General features: G+C 69.8%; 14 protein-coding genes and 3 pseudogenes. 11 read left to right on the forward strand and 6 right to left on the reverse strand.

The window, feature by feature from the left end; all coding sequences use genetic code 11:
- Nucleotides 1–116: 116 nt before the first annotated feature.
- Together LDO11_RS03595 and LDO11_RS03600 are read right to left on the reverse strand one after the other, a co-directional pair.
- Nucleotides 117–1,358 carry an alkaline phosphatase family protein gene (locus LDO11_RS03595; protein ID WP_232140382.1) on the reverse strand — a complete coding sequence of 414 codons (1,242 nt, stop codon included), beginning with the start codon at nt 1,356–1,358 and terminating at the stop codon, nt 117–119.
- The gene (locus tag LDO11_RS03600; RefSeq protein WP_232140383.1) at nt 1,355–2,185 is read right to left on the reverse strand and encodes a ThuA domain-containing protein; all 831 of its coding nucleotides are present in this window, start codon (nt 2,183–2,185) and stop codon (nt 1,355–1,357) included. Before LDO11_RS03600 ends, LDO11_RS03595 begins: the two co-directional genes overlap by 4 nt.
- Nucleotides 2,186–2,278: 93 nt before the next feature.
- Between LDO11_RS03600 and LDO11_RS03605 the strand changes: the two genes are divergently transcribed.
- The 8 genes and pseudogenes from LDO11_RS03605 (at nt 2,279) to LDO11_RS03640 (ending at nt 8,726) form a co-directional block, all read left to right on the forward strand.
- On the forward strand, nt 2,279–2,578 hold the full coding sequence (locus LDO11_RS03605; RefSeq protein WP_129136469.1) for a hypothetical protein: 300 nt from the start codon (nt 2,279–2,281) through the stop codon (nt 2,576–2,578).
- A gap of 108 nt (nt 2,579–2,686) precedes the next feature.
- Entirely contained in the window at nt 2,687–4,366 is a 1,680-nt protein-coding gene (gene hutU, locus LDO11_RS03610) for a urocanate hydratase (protein WP_232140384.1), read from the forward strand.
- A gap of 124 nt (nt 4,367–4,490) precedes the next feature.
- Nucleotides 4,491–4,946: a peptide-methionine (R)-S-oxide reductase MsrB gene (gene msrB, locus LDO11_RS03615; RefSeq protein WP_232140385.1), complete on the forward strand. Its 456-nt coding sequence runs from the start codon at nt 4,491–4,493 to the stop codon at nt 4,944–4,946.
- Between the two features lie 118 nt (nt 4,947–5,064).
- A pseudogene (locus tag LDO11_RS03620) lies at nt 5,065–5,820 on the forward strand (hypothetical protein); the annotation flags it as partial.
- Between the two features lie 416 nt (nt 5,821–6,236).
- Nucleotides 6,237–6,671: pseudogene (locus tag LDO11_RS03625) on the forward strand (MgtC/SapB family protein).
- Nucleotides 6,672–6,750: 79 nt separating this feature from the next.
- Nucleotides 6,751–6,990 (forward strand): hypothetical protein, encoded by a 240-nt coding sequence (locus LDO11_RS03630; protein WP_129136465.1) that lies wholly within the window; start codon nt 6,751–6,753, stop codon nt 6,988–6,990.
- A 24-nt stretch (nt 6,991–7,014) separates the two neighbouring features.
- Complete coding sequence (locus tag LDO11_RS03635; protein WP_232140386.1) at nt 7,015–7,419, forward strand: MAPEG family protein; 405 nt, start codon at nt 7,015–7,017, stop codon at nt 7,417–7,419.
- A 173-nt stretch (nt 7,420–7,592) separates the two neighbouring features.
- Nucleotides 7,593–8,726 carry a COG3904 family protein gene (locus LDO11_RS03640; protein WP_232140387.1) on the forward strand — a complete coding sequence of 378 codons (1,134 nt, stop codon included), beginning with the start codon at nt 7,593–7,595 and terminating at the stop codon, nt 8,724–8,726.
- A gap of 40 nt (nt 8,727–8,766) precedes the next feature.
- On the opposite strand, the gene LDO11_RS03645 is transcribed toward LDO11_RS03640, so the two are convergent.
- Together LDO11_RS03645 and LDO11_RS03650 are read right to left on the reverse strand one after the other, a co-directional pair.
- Nucleotides 8,767–10,599 carry an ABC transporter ATP-binding protein gene (locus LDO11_RS03645; RefSeq protein ID WP_232140388.1) on the reverse strand — a complete coding sequence of 611 codons (1,833 nt, stop codon included), beginning with the start codon at nt 10,597–10,599 and terminating at the stop codon, nt 8,767–8,769.
- Between the two features lie 161 nt (nt 10,600–10,760).
- Complete coding sequence (locus LDO11_RS03650) at nt 10,761–11,309, reverse strand: cysteine hydrolase family protein (RefSeq protein ID WP_232140389.1); 549 nt, start codon at nt 11,307–11,309, stop codon at nt 10,761–10,763.
- Between the two features lie 719 nt (nt 11,310–12,028).
- On the opposite strand from LDO11_RS03650, the pseudogene LDO11_RS03655 reads away from it, so the two are divergent.
- The 3 genes and pseudogenes from LDO11_RS03655 to LDO11_RS03665 all read left to right on the forward strand — a co-directional run.
- Nucleotides 12,029–13,026: pseudogene (locus LDO11_RS03655) on the forward strand (alpha/beta hydrolase family protein); the annotation flags it as partial.
- A gap of 124 nt (nt 13,027–13,150) precedes the next feature.
- Nucleotides 13,151–15,238 carry a S9 family peptidase gene (locus tag LDO11_RS03660; RefSeq protein ID WP_232140390.1) on the forward strand — a complete coding sequence of 696 codons (2,088 nt, stop codon included), beginning with the start codon at nt 13,151–13,153 and terminating at the stop codon, nt 15,236–15,238.
- Nucleotides 15,239–15,351: 113 nt separating this feature from the next.
- On the forward strand, nt 15,352–16,602 hold the full coding sequence (locus LDO11_RS03665) for a DUF819 family protein (RefSeq protein ID WP_129136459.1): 1,251 nt from the start codon (nt 15,352–15,354) through the stop codon (nt 16,600–16,602).
- A gap of 67 nt (nt 16,603–16,669) precedes the next feature.
- On the opposite strand, the gene LDO11_RS03670 is transcribed toward LDO11_RS03665, so the two are convergent.
- The gene (locus tag LDO11_RS03670; protein ID WP_232140391.1) at nt 16,670–16,894 is read right to left on the reverse strand and encodes a YbdD/YjiX family protein; all 225 of its coding nucleotides are present in this window, start codon (nt 16,892–16,894) and stop codon (nt 16,670–16,672) included.
- Nucleotides 16,894–18,981 carry a carbon starvation CstA family protein gene (locus LDO11_RS03675; protein WP_232140392.1) on the reverse strand — a complete coding sequence of 696 codons (2,088 nt, stop codon included), beginning with the start codon at nt 18,979–18,981 and terminating at the stop codon, nt 16,894–16,896. Before LDO11_RS03675 ends, LDO11_RS03670 begins: the two co-directional genes overlap by 1 nt.
- Between the last annotated feature and the right edge of the window lie 135 nt (nt 18,982–19,116).

A 19,116-nucleotide genomic window follows, 5' to 3' on the forward strand; every position in this document is an offset into this window, starting at 1 on the left:
TGCCGACGCTGTGGCGGTGTCGCGTCGCGCCGTCTGCCGGGGGGAACGCGGACCGGTGACTGTCGGCACATCGCTGTCGCGGGAGGTGGCTCGGCCGCGCGCCGCGGGTGTCATGCCTACCTGTCGTCGCGCAGCGCCGGCAGCAGGGTGCGCGCATCGCCATCGTGCTCCGCAGGCTCGACGTCCAGCAGCCGCGCAAGCAACGGATAGACGTCGACATTGTCGAAGCCGGGCAACTCGGTACCGCTGCGGAACGCCGGCCCGTGCGCGATGAAGATCGCGCGCATTTCCGGCGCTGCCGGGTCGTACCCGTGCGAGCCGCGGGTGCGGTCGGGGCGCCGGGCGAGATTTGCACGTGGCACCGCGTCCCAGCCGACGTGCATCTGGCAGACGATCGGCGGCACCCGCGGGTGTTGGCCGTACTGCCAGCGGGCGGGAAGGGCCTCGCGCCGCCAGCAGTCGTAGCGTGCGTGCGCACCCAGCAGTGCGGCGGCAGCGGCGGCCTCGCGCCCGGGGCGCGGCCGGAAGCCCACCACCTGGCCGGTGCTGACCACCTGCGCATCGGCCGGGTCCACCATGTCCTCCACTGCCACCACCTGGCCGGCTGGAACCGGCGCCATGCCGTGGTCGGAGACGATGACCAGGTTCACGCGGTCGCGGAGTCCGCGCGCCGCGATCGCCGAGAGCAGGTCGCCGATCGCCGCATCCACGTCGCGCAACGCGGCATGCAGCTGCGGCGAATCCGGCCCGTAGCCGTGGCCGGCGTGGTCGGGATGCTCGAAGTACAGCGTCGCCAGCCGTGGCCGCGTCGCTGCGGGCTCCGACAGCCAGCCGAGCACGCGGTCGATGCGGACCTCGAGTGCAAGCCCGTCCTCGTAGGGATACCAGCGGGTGGGGCGCACGCCCTGCACCGGCGCCTCGCTGCCCGGCCAGAACATCGTCGCGGTCGGCAGGCCGGCGCGTTCGGCGGTCACCCACAGCGGCTCGCCGCCCCACCAGCGGCCATCGCCCACGGCGTCGCGGTCCTTGAGCGCGAACGCGCCGAGGTCATCGTCGTACATCGCGTTGTGGACCATGCCGTGGCGGTCCGGGCGCAGGCCGGTGACCAGCGTGTAGTGGTTCGGGAAGGTCAGCGCCGGATAGGACGGCTGCATCCAGGCGGCGCGCACGCCCTCGCGGGCGAGGCGGTCGAGGTGCGGGGTATCGCCACGGCCGAGCATGTCGGGATGCACGCCATCCAGCGACACCAGCAGCAGGGTCGGCGCATCGCCGCCAGGGGTGGCGGAGGACAGGGTCGCGGAACAGGCGCACAGCAGGCAGGCCGCGATGGCGGCCAGCAGGAAACGGCAGGACATCATCGCGCCATGTTAGCCGGGTCGCATGACACTTCGTCGCAACGCGCGCGCATACCGAGCGCGTAGTGCAGGCCGCCGCGCAGCAGCGCGCGGAACACCGGATCGGCGTAGATCCGCGGGTCATGGCCGAGCCCGGTGTACCAGGCGCGGCCGCCGAGGCGCTGGTGGCACCAGGCGATCGGATGGTCATCGCCCATGCCGCCGGTGTCCTCGCGATCGTGCAGGGCCGCGATCACGCTGACCTGCGGCCGGGGGTTGTCGCGGAAGTCGTACAGCTCGTCGGTGACGCGCCACGGGCCCAGCATGGCCTCGGTGTCCGGCGCCTCGAAGCGCACCCGCGCGCGCTGCAGTCCGGGTGGATGGCTCTCGAACCACGCGCCCACCAGTTCGCCGTAGAACGGCCAGTCGTAGGCGGTGTCGGCGGCGGAATGCAGGCCGATGAAGCCGCCGCCGTTGCGCACCCACTGCTCGAATGCGGCGCGCTGCTCACCGTCGAGCAGTGGCCCGGTGGTGCTGGCGAATACCACCACGCGGTACTTCGCCAGCGTGGTCGTGCTGAAGCTGGCCGGATCCTCGCTGTGGTCGATGGTGATCCCGTCGGCCGCGGCGAAGGCGCGCAGTGTCTCGACCGCGGCGGGAATGGAGGCGTGGCGATAACCCTCGGTGCGGGTGAACACCAGCATCGACGCCGGCGCCGATACCCCCTCCTGCGGCGGACCTGCGGCTGCGCCTGCAGCGGCCCCGGCATGGGCGGCAAGCGCGACCAGCGCGGCCGCCAGGCGCTGCGCGAACGGATGACGCGCGAACCGGGTCGCAACACGGGTGCACACAGCCAACGCCTCCTGAATCCCGCGCTGCGGTTTCATGCGCGTGCATGCGCGCGCGCGTATCGTCGAGGCTGCACATATCCTCCGAGGTGATCCATGAAGCGACTGATGCTTGCCACCGCCCTCCTGGGCCTGGCGTTCGGCGTCTCCGCGCAGCAGGCGGAGCCCGAGGAAGACGTCCGCCTGACCCGTGCCGAGCGCGCGGCCGCCAACGAACGCTACTGCATCCGCGAGACCGGCTCGCGCATCACCGCCTCGCGCGAGGCCCGCAGCCGCAGCGAGCGCGACGCCTGCATCAACGCGGGTGGCCGCGTGTACACGCGCGAGGACATCGAGCGTTCGGGCGGTGTGGACGTCAAGGACGCCCTGCGCCGGCTGGATCCTTCGATCCGCTGATCCGGTCCATGTGGTATCCGACGCCCGGCCTGTGCCGGGCGTCGTCGTTCCGGCCGGCGCACGGGCATGGTGGATAATCGCCGGCCACCGTGACACCGCAGGGCCACCATGACCGCAGCCGCTTCCCGACACGACCCCTCCCGCCAGATCCGCGCGCCACGCGGCACCGGCCTGAGCTGCCGCTCGTGGCTGACCGAGGCGGCATTCCGGATGCTGCAGAACAACCTCGACCCCGAGGTCGCCGAGCGCCCGGAGGACCTGGTGGTCTATGGCGGCATCGGCCGTGCGGCCCGTGACTGGGCCTGCTTCGACGCCATCCTCGATACGCTGAAAACCCTCGGTGACGACGAGACCCTGCTGGTGCAGTCCGGCAAGCCGGTGGGCGTGTTCCGCACGCATGCCGATGCGCCGCGGGTGCTGATCGCCAACTCCAACCTGGTGCCGGCATGGGCCAACTGGGAGCACTTCAACGAGCTCGATCGCAAGGGCCTGATGATGTACGGGCAGATGACCGCCGGCTCGTGGATCTATATCGGCTCGCAGGGCATCGTGCAGGGCACCTACGAGACCTTCGTGGAGATGGGCCGCCAGCATTACGGCGGCGACCTCGCCGGCCGCTGGATCCTCACCGCGGGCCTGGGCGGCATGGGCGGCGCGCAGCCGCTGGCGGCGTCGCTGGCCGGTGCGTCGAGCCTGACCATCGAATGCCAGCAGTCGCGCATCGATTTCCGTCTCAAGACCCGCTATGTCGACGAACAGGCCGATGATCTCGACGACGCGCTGGCCCGCATCGCGAAATACACCGCCGCCGGCGAGGCGAAATCGATCGCGCTCCTCGGCAATGCCGCCGAGGTGCTGCCGGAACTGGTGAAGCGCGGCGTGCGCCCGGATGCGGTCACCGACCAGACCAGCGCGCACGACCCCGTGCACGGCTACCTGCCGGTCGGCTGGACGGTCGACGAGTGGCTGGCCGAACAGACCGCCAACCCGGAGCGCGTGCGCGACGCGGCGAAGAAGTCGATGCGCGTGCATGTCGAGGCGATGCTGGCCTTCCACGCCCGGGGCATCCCGACCGTCGACTACGGCAACAACATCCGCCAGATGGCGCGCGACGAAGGCTGCGCCAACGCATTCGACTTCCCGGGCTTCGTGCCCGCCTATGTGCGGCCGCTGTTCTGCCGCGGTATCGGCCCGTTCCGCTGGGTCGCGCTCTCCGGCGATCCCGAGGACATCGCGAAGACCGATGCGAAGGTCAAGGAACTGATCCCCGACGACCCGCACCTGCACCGCTGGCTGGACATGGCCGCCGAGCGCATCGCCTTCCAGGGCCTGCCGGCGCGGATCTGCTGGGTGGGCCTGGGGCTGCGCCACCGGCTGGGCCTGGCGTTCAACGAGATGGTGCGCAATGGCGAGCTCAAGGCGCCGATCGTCATCGGCCGCGACCATCTCGATTCCGGCTCGGTCGCCTCGCCCAATCGCGAGACCGAGGCGATGGCCGACGGCAGCGACGCCGTCAGTGACTGGCCGTTGCTCAACGCGATGCTCAATGTCGCCGGCGGCGCCACCTGGGTGAGCCTGCATCACGGCGGTGGCGTCGGCATGGGCTATTCGCAGCACTCGGGCGTGGTGATCGTCTGTGACGGCAGCGAGGCCGCCGACCGCCGCATCGAACGCGTGCTGTGGAACGACCCCGGCACCGGGGTGATGCGCCACGCCGATGCCGGCTACGACATCGCGCAACAGTGCGCGCGCGAGCAGGGGCTCGACCTGCCGATGCTGGACCGCTGATCCACGGCGCCTGCGGCGCGCCGTCGTCGCATCAGGCGATTCGCTGCGCGGTGCGCGCCAAGGTTGCGGATCCTCGGCGGCGCCGCCATGTAGTCAGCAGCCACTTTCCCTGCCGGATGCCGCCATGAGCCAGTTCGACCTGACCCCGCCCACCGCCGCACAGCGCGACACCCTGGTTGCCGGGTTGTCGCCCGACGAGCGCCGCGTACTGCTGCAGCACGGCACCGAAGCGCCGTTCTGCGGGGTGTTCCTCGACAACAAGCGCGACGGCGTCTACTGCTGCCGGCTGTGTGGGCTGCCGCTGTTCCGCTCCGGCACCAAGTTCGATTCGGGCACCGGCTGGCCGAGCTTCTTCGCGCCGTACGACGAGGCGCATATCCGCCGCGTCCGTGACACCAGCCACGGGATGATCCGCGTCGAGGTGGTGTGCGCGCGCTGCGAGAGCCACCTCGGCCATGTGTTTCCCGACGGCCCGCCGCCGACCCATGAGCGCCACTGCCTCAATTCGGTGTCGCTGTCGTTTGCGGGCAACCACGAGGCGCTGCCCGATCCGCTCGGCCGTGGCGAGACCGCCGCGTAGCACGGGACGCATTCAGCGACGGCGACTGAACGCGGTGCAAGCCGCGGCGCCCGTGCACACGATGGTTTCACCGCGGCGCGCGCAGGGTGGACGCACATTCCCCCTGCAGGAGCACGCCATGAATTCGAAGCACGACGACAGCCTCGAGCACGCCGGCCGCGACGCCAATCGCGATCCGATCACCGGTGCCCCCGGTTCGCACCCGGTCGGTGTGGGCGTCGGCGGTGCCGCCGGTGGCATGGCCGCGGGCGCGGCCGCAGGAACGGTGCTCGGGCCGATCGGCACCCTGATCGGTGCCGCGGTGGGCGTGGTGGCCGGCGCCGCAGTGGGCAAGCGTGTGGCCGAGCGCATCGACCCGACCGGCGAGGAGGCCTACTGGCGCGAAGCGCACAAGGACCGCCCCTACGTGAAGTCGGACTACGACTACGACCGCGACTACTCCACCGCCTACGGCTTCGGCCTGCAGGCGCGCGAGGCGGACCTCGACCGCGGCTGGGACGAATCCGAAGCCAGCCTGCGCTCGGAGTGGGATAAGGCACGTGGCGAGTCGCGCCTGCCATGGGAAGACGCCCAGCCGGCAGTGCGTGATGCCTGGGACCGTGCCGATCGCACCCACCAGACCTATCGCAGCAGTGATTCCTACTTCTCCGAGAGCTTCGACAAGGCCGATTACCGCGACCAGGACAGCGGTTTCGAGGACTACCAGCCCGCATACCGCTACGGCGTGCAGGCCCGCACCATGTACGCCGATCGCGACTGGGACGAGAGCCTGGAGTCGGAGCTGTCGCGCGACTGGGGCAGCCGCCGCGGCAATTCCAAGCTGGACTGGGACCGCGCGAAGGCCGCCGTGCGCGATGCGTTCACCTCGCACGACCGCTACAGCAGCGGCAGCTACTCCGGCAGCGGTGGGGCGTATTCGGGCAGCACCGGCTCGGGCCACGTCGATCCGAATGCGGGGGTCGGCACCGGCACCGGTGGCAGCGACAAGGGTCGGTTCACGGTCGGCTGACCGACACCGGCGAGTTGGCTGGACGATGCCCGCCGCGAGGCGGGCGTCTTTCTTTCCGCCCACAGCGCGGGGCCTATTCATCACCCGCCGGCCACCGTGCCGGCGCTAGCGTGCGGGCATCGGAGGATTGTCCCCATGCCACGACCCGTGACGGCACCCGTCCGCACCGCTGAATTCCGTACGCCGACCCTGCCGGAACCTGCGCGATGAGCGTGCTCGGCGAGATCGGCCATGCCCTGGCCGACGAGTTCGCGGTGCCCGATGCCGGCGACATGACGGTGATGATCGCGCGGGTACTGACGGCCGCGATCCTCGGCGGCATCATCGGCTGGGAGCGCGAGCAGAAGGGCCGCGCGGCCGGCCTCAAGACCCACATCCTGGTCTCGATCGGCTCGGCGCTGTTCGTGCTGGCGCCGCTCATGCACGGCGTATCCGCCGACGAGGTCACCCGCGTAATGCAGTGAATCGTGTCCGGCATCGGCTTCCTCGGCGCGGGTGCGATCCTCAAGCTCGACCGCGGCGAACGCATCGAGGGGCTGACCACCGCCGCCGGCATCTGGATGACCGCCGCGATCGGCATGGCGGCGGGCATGGGCCAGGAGTGGGTCGCCATCATCACCACGATCGTGGCCTTCATCGTGGTCGGGCTGTTGCCGAGGCTGTCCGGTCAGGACCGTGGCGAGCCGCACTCCTCGATCAGCGGGCACGACCAGTAATGCACCTGCCCCGCGGTTCACGCAGGCAATGCACCACGGACCACAGACTGCGCGCATTCACATCCGCAAGGGGGCATCGATGAGCGCAGGACAGGGTTCAACCGGCAACGTCATTGCCGCGATCTGCAGTTTCTTCATTCCCGGGCTCGGGCAGCTGGTACAGGGTCGCATCATGTCGGCGATCCTGTGGTTCGTCGCCGCGTGCATCGCGTTCGTGATCACCTGGGTGCTGACGCTGTCGTTCCTGCCATTCGGCTGGTTCGTGGTCGCCGTGTTCTCCTGCATCAACGCGGCGATGTACCGGCGCCCGCTCGCCTGACCGCAACCGCGCGAGGGGCCTCGAATGGAATCCGCCACGCTACCGCTGGAAATCCGCATGCTGGCCTGGGCGGTGCTGCTCGGCCTGGGCCAGCTGTTCCTCGCCGCGGCGGTGATGACACGTCAGCGCGGGATGCGCTGGAATGCCGGCCCGCGTGACGGTGAACCGCCACCGTTGAGCGGCGTCGGCGCACGGCTGGACCGCGCCTGGCGCAACTACCTCGAGACCTTCGGATTCTTCGCCGCGGCGGTGCTGGCGGTGGTGGCCACCGGCCGCGGTGATGCCGGCACCGCGCTCGGCGCCCAGCTCTATTTCTGGGCGCGCGTCGCCTACGTGCCGTTGTACGCGGCGGGTATTCCATACCTGCGCTCGCTGGTGTGGGCGGTGTCGGTGGCAGGCATCCTGATGGTGTTGCGCGGGCTGGTCTGAGCGGCGCGGCGGATGCCGGTCGCGCCCAGCTGCGCACCGGTCGCCGTGCGGATGGCGTCATCACCGGCCGGCACGGTTCACCCGCGGTTCCATCGTGCAACGCCGGCGGCCCTAGACTGGTGCGCATTGCCGCCATCCGTGCGTGCCCCCACCCGATCGGAGCCCTGCCCAGCATGCGTGTCGTCCCCCGATGGGTCGGTGCCGGCCTTGCCACCGTCGCCCTCGCCCTGGTCCTCGCGGCCTGCCTGCGTTCCGAACCGGACGCCCCGGCGCCCCTGCTGGAAACCGTGCCGGTGGCCAGCCCCGAAGACGGCGGTGCGTTCAGCGTGGCGCCGGTCGAGGAGGACGGTGCGCCGCAGGCGGAGACGTCCCCCGCACCGGAGACTGCACCCGCCGTCGACTGGGGCGAGGTGCCGCTCGAGGCGGGCACCGCTTCGATCAGCTGCGAACTCGACTATCTGGCCCGCGGCGACGGCGAGCCGCTTGCCGACCTGTCGCGCGAGAGCATCGGGCAGGCACTGGAGGCCTGCGAGGAACGTGGCGTCATGCGCGTGCGCTACGACGGCCGCATCGCCCCCGACTTCACCGCGCTGGTCGAGCGCGTGGCCGCAGTGGCCGACGAGCGCGGGGTCGGCAAGCGCGTGCTCGACATCAATTCGATCGGCGGCCAGGTCGAGGAGGCGATCCGCGCAGGCGACCTCATCGCCGAATCGCGCTGGACCATCTGGGTGCGCGAAGGCTCGTCCTGCCACAGCGCCTGCGTGTTCGTGCTGGCCGGGGGCGATACCCGGCTGATCACCGGCCGTGTGGGCATCCATCGCATCATCCGCATGAGCTCGACCGCGACCACGCGGGTCGAGCTCAATGCCGAGCTGCGCGCGGTGTACGACCGCGTGCGCAGCTATCTGGAACGCAATGGCGCCGCGGTCGCGGTCGCCGACGCGATGATGGCGGTGCCCAACCGCAGCCTGCGCCTGCTCACCGGCGAGGAACTGCGGCTGTTCGGGCTGGACGGGGTGAACCCCGCGCAGGACGACCTCGACCGCCTGCGACTGATGCGCAAGTGCGGCGAGGACTTCGTGACCCGCCGCGATTCCTTTACCCGCGCCTTCGACCTGCAATGCAAGTCGCCGATCACCGACCTCGATGCGCTCAACGCCTGCGGCCTCGACCTGCGCCAGCGCTTCGGCTTCCCCGACGAGACCTGCCCCGCGGAAAGCCCGTTGTCGGAGTTCGACGTCGGCACCGGGCTGGTGCTGGCGCCGCCGACGCGCAGTGACACGGTCGGGCAGGGCAGCGAAGGCTGAAGATGCGCGACCGGTCGCCATCGCCGCCTGCTGGCCGGTGCTACTCGCCCGGGTCGATGAATCCACCCGACTGGCGCGCCCACAGCTGCGCATAGATCCCGCCGGCGGCAATCAGCTCGGCGTGGGTGCCCTGTTCCACGATCGCGCCGCGGTCCATCACGATCAGCCGGTCCATCGCCGCGATCGTCGACAGCCGGTGGGCGATGGCGATGACGGTCTTGCCTTCCATCAGCCGGTAGAGGTTGCCCTGGATCGCGGCTTCCACCTCCGAGTCCAGTGCCGAGGTGGCCTCGTCCAGCACCAGGATCGGCGCGTCCTTGAGCAGCACGCGGGCGATGGCGATGCGCTGGCGCTGGCCACCCGACAGCTTGACCCCGCGCTCTCCGACGTGGGCGTCGTAGCCCTGGCGGCCGGCGGAATCCGAGAGCCCGAGGATGAAGTCGTGGGCCTCGGCCTGGCGTGCGGCCTCGACCATTTCCGCCTCGCCGGCATCGGGGCGGCCGTAGAGGATGTTCTCGCGCACCGAGCGGTGCAGCAGCGAGGTGTCCTGGGTGACCACGCCGATGCGCGCGCGCAGGGAATCCTGCTGCACGCTGGCGATGTCGACGCCGTCGACCAGGATCCGCCCGGATTCGACGTCGTGGAAACGCAGCAGCAGGTTGACCAGCGTCGACTTGCCGGCACCCGAGCGGCCGATCACGCCGATGCGCTCGCCGGCGCGGATGTGCAGGTCGAGGTGCTCGATCACCCCCGAACCCTTGCCGTAGTGGAAGCCGACGCCCTCGAAGCGGATGTCGCCGCGCACCGCCGGCAGTTCCGGCGCGCCCGGCGCGTCGTCCACGGTCGGCGGCAGCGAGATCGAGTTGATGCCGTCGCGCACGGTGCCGATGTTCTCGAACAGCGCCGACAGCTCCCACATGATCCACTGGCTCATGCCCACCAGCCGCAGTGCCAGCGCGATGCCCACCGCCACGGCGCCGGCACCGATCACCCCGCCCAGCCACAGCCACAGGCCGATGCCGGCCACCGCGAACACCAGCGCCATGTTGAGCGCGTAGTTGCCGGCGCCCACGCCGGTGGCCAGGCGCATCTGCCGGTACACGGTGCCGAGGAAGCCATCCATCGCCTCGCGCGCGTAGGCCTGTTCGCGCCGCGAGTGCGAGAACAGCTTCACGGTGGCGATGTTGGTGTAGCTGTCGACGATGCGCCCGGTCATGTCCGACCGCGCATCGGCCTGCTCGCGCGAGACCCGTTCCATGCGCGGCACGAAATACACCATCAGCAGTGCGTAACCGACCACCCAGCCGGCGAACGGCAGCATCAGCCGCCAGTCCGCCGCGGCTGCGGCCAGCATCGCGCCGACCACGTACACGCTCACGTACACGCCGACGTCGAGCAGCTTGATCACCGTCTCGCGCACCGCCAGCGAGGTCTGCATCAGCTTGGTGGCGATGCGCCCGGCGAACTCGTCCTGGAAGTAGCCCATCGACTGCCGCAGCAGGTAACGGTGCACGTTCCAGCGGATGCGCATCGGGAAGTTGCCCAGCAGCACCTGCATCTGCACCGCGTTGTCGAGCAGCACCAGCAGGGGCAGGGCGACGACCACCAGCAGCGCCATCCACATCAGGCGCGAGCCCTCGGCGGCGAGGAAGGTCTCCGGCGTGTGCTCGCCGAGGCGGTCGACCAGCGCACCCAGGTAGACGTAGAGGCCGAGCTCGGCCACCGCGATCAGTGCACCGGTCATGCCCATCAGCGCAAGCCACTTGCCGCTGCCGCGCGTGTAGTGCATGCAGAACGCGACCAGCCCGCGCGGCGGTTGCGCGGGCGGCATCCGCGGGAACGGGTCGAGGCGTTTTTCGAACCAGCGCAGCATGGGTCATCCCGGGGTGCGCGGCGCCGGTCGGGTGCCGCGGAAAGAGAGGGTGGAGGCGCACGTGCGCCGGTCTCCGGAGGGCACCGTCACCGGGGACGGTGCGATACGCGCGCCGGGCATTGTGCCGCACGGCCGCGATTCCGATCGCGTGCGCGGCGCGCTCAGGGTGCGATGCTGCGCGATCCGCGGGTGTCGGCCCGGCAGTTGTCGCGCAGCACGGCCAGCGCACGGTCGCGGCGGGCCGGGGTGATCGACGCCACGCAGTCGCGCGGCACGGCGAGGGCGTAGTCGCGCATGTGCGCATCCAGCGCGTTAGCCAGCACGCAGGCATCGGTGGCCACGCCGGTGATCACCAGCCGCTCGACATCCAGGCTTGCAAGCAGCGCATCGAGCGGACTGGCATGGAAGGCCGAATGCTTCGGCTTCAGCACGAAATAGTCGCCCGGCACCGGCGCCAGCCGGCGGGCGATCTCCGCGCCCTGCATGCCGTCCTGCGAACACACCGCACAGATCTCGCGGAAGTCCGCCTTCCAGTCCATGAAGTTGTCGTTGACCATCACCACCGGCCAGCCGGCGGCATGGAAGCGCCCTCGCAGCCACGCGATCCGCTTCGATGCCGGCTCGGCGGCGCGGGCCAGTGCCTTGCCGCCGTCGAAATCGAAGCGGTTGATCATGTCGATGACGAGCAGCGCGGCAGGGATGCGTGACATGGCGCGCAGTCTGGCGACCGCCACGGCGTGCCTGCGTGAAACGCGGTGGCCGGTGCGCGGGCGAGCCGGTAGAGTGCGCGCCGGGGCAGGGAGCCGCACGACCACACGGACCGGAATCCAGGGGGAAATCGATGAAGGCAATGAAGTGGCTGGCCGCGATCGGCCTGGCCGTGGCGTGCTGCATGCCCGCCCAGAACGCGCGGGCGCAGGTTGACCTGGCGCCGTTCGTGGCCGAGGACAAGGTCGCCGACCTCAAGGTGTCGCCCACCGGCGAGTACTACGCGGTCAAGGTGCCGATGGAAGGCCAGCACGGCCTGGTGATCCTGCGTGGGGCCGATCGCGCGGTCACCGCGACCTTCCGCTTCACCCGCGGTACCGACATCCACGACTTCTGGTGGGTCAACCCGGAGCGCGTGCTGATCGCGGTGGCGGAGACCTTCGGCAGCCGCGACGACCCGCTGCCGACCGGCGAGCTGTACGGCATGAATGCCGACGGTTCGCGACGTGACCTGCTGGTGGGCTTCCGCGTCCGCGAGTCGACCACCGGCACGCGGTTGTCGTCGGGCAAGCGCGAGGAGCGCGTGGCCGCGCGCCTGATCGACACCCTGCCCGAGGACGACCGCCATGTGCTGATCCGCGTGACGCCGCTGGTGGGTGACCCGATCAGCCGCGTCGAGCGCATGGACGTGAACTCCGGCCGCCGCACCCGGGTGACGGCGGCGCCGGTCACCATGGCGGAGTACGTCACCGACACCACCGGGACCGTCCGCTTCGCCTACGGCGCCAACACCGACAACGTCTCGCGCACCTACCTGCGCGCGGGCGACGGGGCCGAATGGGAACTCATCAACGACGAGCGCACCAGCGGCGGGATCGTCGTGCCGCTCGGCTTCTCGGCCGACAACGCTACCGCCTACCTGCGGGTGGAGCACCGCGCGGGCCCGAACTGCGCGCGCGCGATGGCCTGACCCTGCATGGCTTCCTCACCGTGCCGCGCGGGGTGCAGGCAAGCGCGTTGCCGATGGTGGTCATGCCGCACGGCGGCCCGTTCGGCGTCTTCGACATGTGGGGCTTCGACCGCGATGCGCAGGTGCTGGCCGCCGCCGGCTACGCGGTGCTGCAGGTGAACTTCCGCGGCTCCGGCAACTACGGGCGTGCATTCCGCGCCGCCGGTGCCCGCGGGTGGGGCGGGGTGATGCAGGACGACGTCACCGATGCCACCCGCTGGGCGATCGCCGAGGGCATCGCGGACCCGCAGCGCATCTGTGTCTATGGCGGTAGCTACGGCGCCTATGCCGCATTGATGGGCGCCGTGCGCGAGCCCGATCTCTACCGCTGCGCGGTCGGCTACGTCGGCGTCTACGACCTGCCGCGACTGACCACCGAGAACCGCCGCCAGGGCCGTTGGGCGCGCACCTGGACCGGCGACTGGCTGGGCACCGACACCAGCGCGCTGGCGTCGGCGTCACCCAACCGCCTGGCGGAGCGGATCAGGGTGCCGGTGCTGCTTGCCGCCGGTGGCGAGGACCTGGTGGCCCCGATCGAACACAGCCATCTGATGGAACGCGCGCTGCGCCGCGCCGGGGTACCGGTGGAAACCCTGTACTACCCCAACGAGGGCCACGGCTTCCACGACCCCGGGCACCGGCTGGAGTTCTACCGGCGCCTGCTGGGCTTCCTGCACACGCATATCGGCGGCCAGCCGGCAGCACCCTGACGAGGGTGGATCCGGAGCGCGATCGTGCACTCCGCACTGCTTGCAACAGGCCGGATGGCACCCCCGGCGGCCGCGCGGCATCGGCTAACATCGGCCGATGCCGTTCGCCGTGGAGAGTCGTCCGATGAGGTTCCGTACCGCCCTGCTGCCCCTGTGCCTTGCCGCGTTGCTGCCCGCCAGCCAGGCGTTCGCCGAACGCGGCCTGCAGCCGCAGGACCTGGTCTCGCTGACGCGGGTGTCGTCGCCGGTGCTGTCGCCGGATGGCGGCCGGCTGGTCTTCATCGAGCGCACCGTGGACCTGGAGGGTGACGGTTCGGGCACCGCGCTGTACCTGCGCGACCTGCGTACCCGCGATGCGCGTCCGCCGCAGCGGATCAGCCCCGAGGGCTGGAACGTCAGCGCGCCCACGTTCTCGCCGGATGGCGGCACGCTCTATTTCCTGAGCGGAAAGAATGGCAGCCAGCAGCTCTATGCGATGCCCGCCAGCGGTGGCGCGCCGCGCCAGCTGACCGCGTTCGCGCTCGACATCGGCAGCTACCGGCTCTCGCCCGACGGCAGCCGCATCGCCTTCAGCGCGTCGACCTTCGGTGACTGCGCGCAGGCCGCCGATGGCGACGTGTTCGCGTGCACGAAGGCGCGGCTGGACCAGCGTGCCGAGGGCAACACCACCGGCGTCATCTACGACCAGCTGTTCGTGCGTCACTGGGACACCTGGGAGGACGGGCGCCGCAACCGCCTGTACGTGGCGGCGCTGCCGGCTGCAGGGGGCGAGCCGCTGCGCGTCGCCACCGCGGTGAGCCAGGCGCTGGAAGGCGACGTGCCATCCAGGCCCTTCGGTGGCAGCGACGACTATACCTGGGCGCCGGACGGGCGCAGCGTGGTGGCCAGCGTGCGCGTGGCCGGTGCCGGCGAGCCGTGGTCGACCAATTTCGATCTCTACCGGCTGGATGCCGCCGGCCGTGCCGCGCCGGTCAACCTCACCGCATCCAACCCGGCCTGGGACGCCGGGCCGGTGTTCAGTGCCGACGGCTCGACGCTGTACTACCGCGCGATGAAGCGCCGGGGCTTCGAAGCGGACCGCTACGCGTTGATGGCAATGGATGTCGGCAGCGGCCAGGCCCGCGAGATCGCCCCGGACTGGGACCGCTCGCCCAGCAGCATCGCGGTGGCCGAAGACGGCCGCAGCCTGTACGCCGCCGCCCAGGACACCGGCCAGTACCCGCTGTTCCGCGTGGACGTGGCCACCGGCGAGGTCACCCGCCTGGTCGACGGCGGCACCGTATCCGCGTTCGACATCGCTGGCGACACGCTGGCGTTCTCGCGCAACACCATGCGCAGCGGCGACGTCATCTACACCACGGATACCGGCGCGCAGCAGCTGCGCGCGATCACGCCGGACGCGTCCGAGCGCCTGCCCGACGTGCGCTTCGGCGACTACGAGCAGTTCAGCTTCCGCGGCTGGAACGGCGACACCGTGCACGGTTATGTGGTCAAGCCGTGGAACTACGAGGAAGGTCGGGAATACCCGGTCGCGTTCCTGATCCACGGCGGTCCGCAGGGCAGCTTCGGCGATGGCTGGAGCTACCGCTGGAACCCGCAGACCTATGCCGGGCAGGGCTGGGCGGTGGTGATGATCGATTTCCACGGGTCCACTGGCTACGGCCAGGACTTCACCGATGCGATCAGCCAGCACTGGGGCGACCGTCCGCTCGAAGACCTGCAGAAGGGCTGGGCCGCGGCGCTGCGCGACTACGACTTCCTCGATGGCGACCGTGCCTGCGCACTCGGCGCCAGCTACGGCGGCTACATGGTCAACTGGATCGCCAGCCAGTGGAACGGCCCGTGGAAGTGCCTGGTCAACCACAACGGCGTGTTCGATACCCGCTCGATGGGGCTGGTGACCGAGGAACTGTGGTTCACCGAGTGGGAGCACGGCGGCACGGTGTACGACAACCCCGAGGCCTACGAGCGCTTCAACCCGGCGCGCCATATCGGCGACTGGAAGGTGCCGATGCTGGTGGTGGCCGGACAGAACGACTTCCGGGTGCCGGTCGACCAGAGCCTGTCGGCGTTCACCGCGCTGCAGCGCCAGGGCATCGAGTCGAAGCTGCTGTACTACCCCGACGAGAACCACTGGGTGCTCAAGCCGCACAACTCGGTGCAGTGGCACGAGACCGTCAACGACTGGCTGCGCCGGCATTTCGACCGCTGATCGCGCTGCCCGCCGCGCGTTCGCCCACAGACCGCAATCCCTACCCCCGCCGCTGGCGCATGCCGGCGGCACGGGGCTGACGGCGCAGTCCATTCCCACGAGACCCCGCACGCATGAATCCGACCGCAAGCGACGCCCTCATCACCAACGACATCGTCGTCTTCGGCCTGATCGCGGCCACCCTCGGCGCCATCTTCTGGCTGGCCAGCGGGCCGACCCCGTTCTGGAAGAAGTTCTTCGCCTGGGTGCCGGCGCTGCTGCTGTGCTATTTCGTGCCGGCGATCTACAACACCGTGGGGCTCATCGATGGCGAGAACAGCACGCTCTACAACCCGCTCGGCAGTCGCATCCTGCTGCCCGCCGCGCTGGTGCTGCTGACGCTGTCGATCGACCTCAAGGGCATCCTCAGGCTCGGGCCCAAGCTGCTGTTCGTGTTCTGCGCGGGCACGCTCGGCATCGTCCTCGGCGCGGTGGTGTCGTTCCAGCTGATGGAATGGATCTACCCGCCAGCCGTCGCCGGTGACACCTGGAAGGGCATGGCCGCGCTTGCGGGGAGCTGGATCGGCGGCGGTGCCAACATGGTGGCGATGCGCGAGGTCTACGGCGTCGACGCGACGCTGTTCGGCCAGTTCGCGGTGGTCGACGTGGCGATCGCCAGCGCGCTGATGGCCACCTGGCTGTTCATCGCCAACCGCGCCGCGCACATCGATGCCCGCAGCGGTGCCGATACCCGGGCGCTGGACGACATGAAGGCGCGGATGGCGGCGTTCGAGAAGGCCAACGCGCGCATCCCCACGCTGACCGACCTGATGGTCATCGTCGGCATCGCCTTCGGCCTGGTCGGGCTGGCCCATGCCGTCGCCGGCCCGCTTGCGACGTGGTTCGCGGCCAACGTGGAGGCCGCGGCGCAGTTCAGCCTGGACTCGGCCTTCGTGTGGGTGGTGCTGCTGTCGACGCTGGGCGGGCTCATCCTCAGCTTCACCCGGGTACGCAACCTCGAGAGCGCCGGTGCGTCCAAGGTCGGCACGGTGTTCCTGTACTTCCTGATCGCCTGCATCGGCATGCAGATGGACTTCACCCGCCTGTTCGAACGGCTGGAGCTCATCGCCATCGGCGCGATCTGGATGAGCGTGCACATCCTGATGATCCTGGGTGCGGCGCGGCTGGTCCGCGCGCCGATCTTCTACGCCGGCGTGGGTTCGATGGGCAACGTCGGCGCGGCGGCGTCGGCACCGGTGATCGCGGCGGCCTTCCATCCCAACCTCGCGCCGGTGGGCGTGCTGCTGGGCACGGTGGGCTATGCGACCGGCACGGTGCTTGCGTACTTCACCGGACAGATCCTGCGGCTGATGGCGGGGCAGTAGCCCGGCATCGTTTATCGCTCCGCAGCGCCGCCCGGCCGGCGGCGCCGCCCTGCTCAGGCCGGGGTCGCTAGCAGCACCTGAAACCACCGCGACCGCCGTACCGTGCTTCCTGGCGCTCGCGGAAGAAGGTGGGGTAGTCCATCGGTTCGCGGTCCGGGTGCTTCTCCAGCACATGGCGCACGTAGTTGTCGTAGTCGGGTATTCCGCAGCACAGCCGTGCGGTCTGCACCAGTCGCCGCCACACCAGTTTCTGGGTGGCGAGCAACGAGACCGGGACCAGTTGCGTACCCATTACAGCCACGCCTTCTGCTGTTCTTCGGTCAGCGCCACGTATGCGGTCTCGCGGTCGGTGCGGGTGGCGATGCGGCGTGCGGCCATGATCGAGCGCACCGAATAGAACAGCACGCTGAAGACCACGAACAGGAACAGCGCGGTCAACCCTGCGTTGACGTAGCCGTTGACCACCACCTGCTGCATCTGCCCTGCGGTCTTTGCCGCGCCCAGCAGCTCGCCATTGGCGATCGCGTTGCGGTAGTGCTGCGCCTGGGCCACGAAGCCCATTGCCGGGTTGCTGTCGAAGATCTTGATCAGCCCCGCATAGGTGGTGCAGATCAGCAGCCATACCGCGGGCACGATGGTCACCCACGCGTAGCGCTCACGCTTCATCTTGAACAGCACCACCGTGCACAGCATCAGCGCGATGCCGGCCAGCATCTGGTTGGCGATGCCGAACAGTGGCCACAGCGTATTGATGCCGCCCAGCGGGTCGACCACGCCCTGGTAGAGGAAGTACCCCCACAGCGCCACGCAGCCGGCGGTGCCGATCACGTTGGCGCCCCACGAATCGGTGCGACGCAGTGAAGGCACGAAGTTGCCCAGCAGGTCCTGCAGCATGAAGCGGCCGGCGCGGGTGCCCGCATCCACCGCCGTCAGGATGAACAGCGCCTCGAACAGGATCGCGAAGTGGTACCAGAACGCCATCATGTTCTCGCCGCCGGGCAGCGCGTCGTGCAGGATCACCGCGATGCCGACCGCGAGCGTGGGCGCGCCACCGGCACGCGAGATGATCGATGCCTCGCCGATGTCCTCGGCGGTCCTGGCCAGCATCTCCGGGGTGACGTGGAAGCCCCAGCTGCTGACGGTGGCTGCAACCTGCGCCGGGTCGGTGCCGATCGCCGCGGCCGGGCTGTTCATCGCGAAGTAGATGCCCGGCTCGATGATCGCCGCCGCCACCAGCGCCATGATCGCGACGAAGGACTCCATCAGCATGCCGCCGTAGCCGATGTAGCGGGCATGGCCCTCGTTGGCCAGCAGCTTGGGCGTGGTGCCGGATGCGATCAGCGCATGGAACCCGGACACCGCGCCGCAGGCGATGGTGATGAACAGGAACGGGAAGATGTGCCCACGCCACACCGGGCCCTCGCCGCTGGCGGCGAACTGGGTCAGCGCCGGCATCTTCAGCGAGGTGACCTCGGGGCTGGCGATGACGATGCCGATCGCCAGTGCCACCACCACGCCGATCTTGAGGAAGGTGGAGAGGTAATCGCGCGGGGCCAGCAGCAGCCACACCGGCAACACCGCCGCGACGAAGCCATAGCCGATCAGCATCCAGGTGATCTGGGTGCCGGTGAATGTGAAGAACGGTCCCCAGTAGGGATGCGCGCCGACTTCGCCGCCGAACCAGATGGTGAACAGCAGCAGCGCAATGCCGATGACCGAGATCTCGCCGATCTTTCCCGGCCGCAGGAAGCGCATGTAGAGGCCCATGAAGATCGCGATCGGTACGGTGGCGATCACCGTGAACATGCCCCACGGGCTTTCGGCGAGTGCCTTGACCACGATCATCGCCAGCACCGCGAGGATGATGATCATGATCATGAAGGCGCCGAACAGCGAGATCGTGCCGGCGACCGGGCCCATCTCCTCGCGGATCAGGTCGCCCAGGGAGCGGCCGTCGCGGCGCGAGGACACGAACAGCACCATGAAGTCCTGCACCGCGCCCGCGAGTACCACGCCGGCGACCAGCCACAGCATGCCGGGCAGGTAACCCATCTGCATCGCCAGCACCGGGCCGACCAGCGGACCGGCGCCGGCAATCGCCGCGAAGTGGTGGCCGAACAGCACGTGCTTGTTGGTGGGCACGTAGTCGAGGCCGTCGTTGTGGACGTGGGCCGGCGTCGCCCGGGTCGGGTCGAGCTGCATCACATGCCTGGCGATGTACAGGCTGTAGTAGCGGTAGGCGACCAGATAGATCGAGACCGCGGCGACCACGATCCACAATGCGTTGATGGATTCCCCGCGCCGCAGTGCGACGGTGCCGAGACAGAACGCACCGAGCAGGGCGAGGGCAGCCCAAGCCAGCTTCGAAAAAGCCTTCATGTGGGGCGGTCTCCAGGATGGACCCGGACAGCCTCTGCCTCCCGCAGCGGGGGGTCAATACGCCGCTGCGGACCGCTTCGTAGACTTTGGTCGTAGTCGCGCAGTGGCCGGCGCCCACGCGGCACCGCGTGGATA

The sequence above is a fragment of the Alterluteimonas muca genome (assembly GCF_021191595.1).
Taxonomy (GTDB): domain Bacteria; phylum Pseudomonadota; class Gammaproteobacteria; order Xanthomonadales; family Xanthomonadaceae; genus Luteimonas; species Luteimonas muca.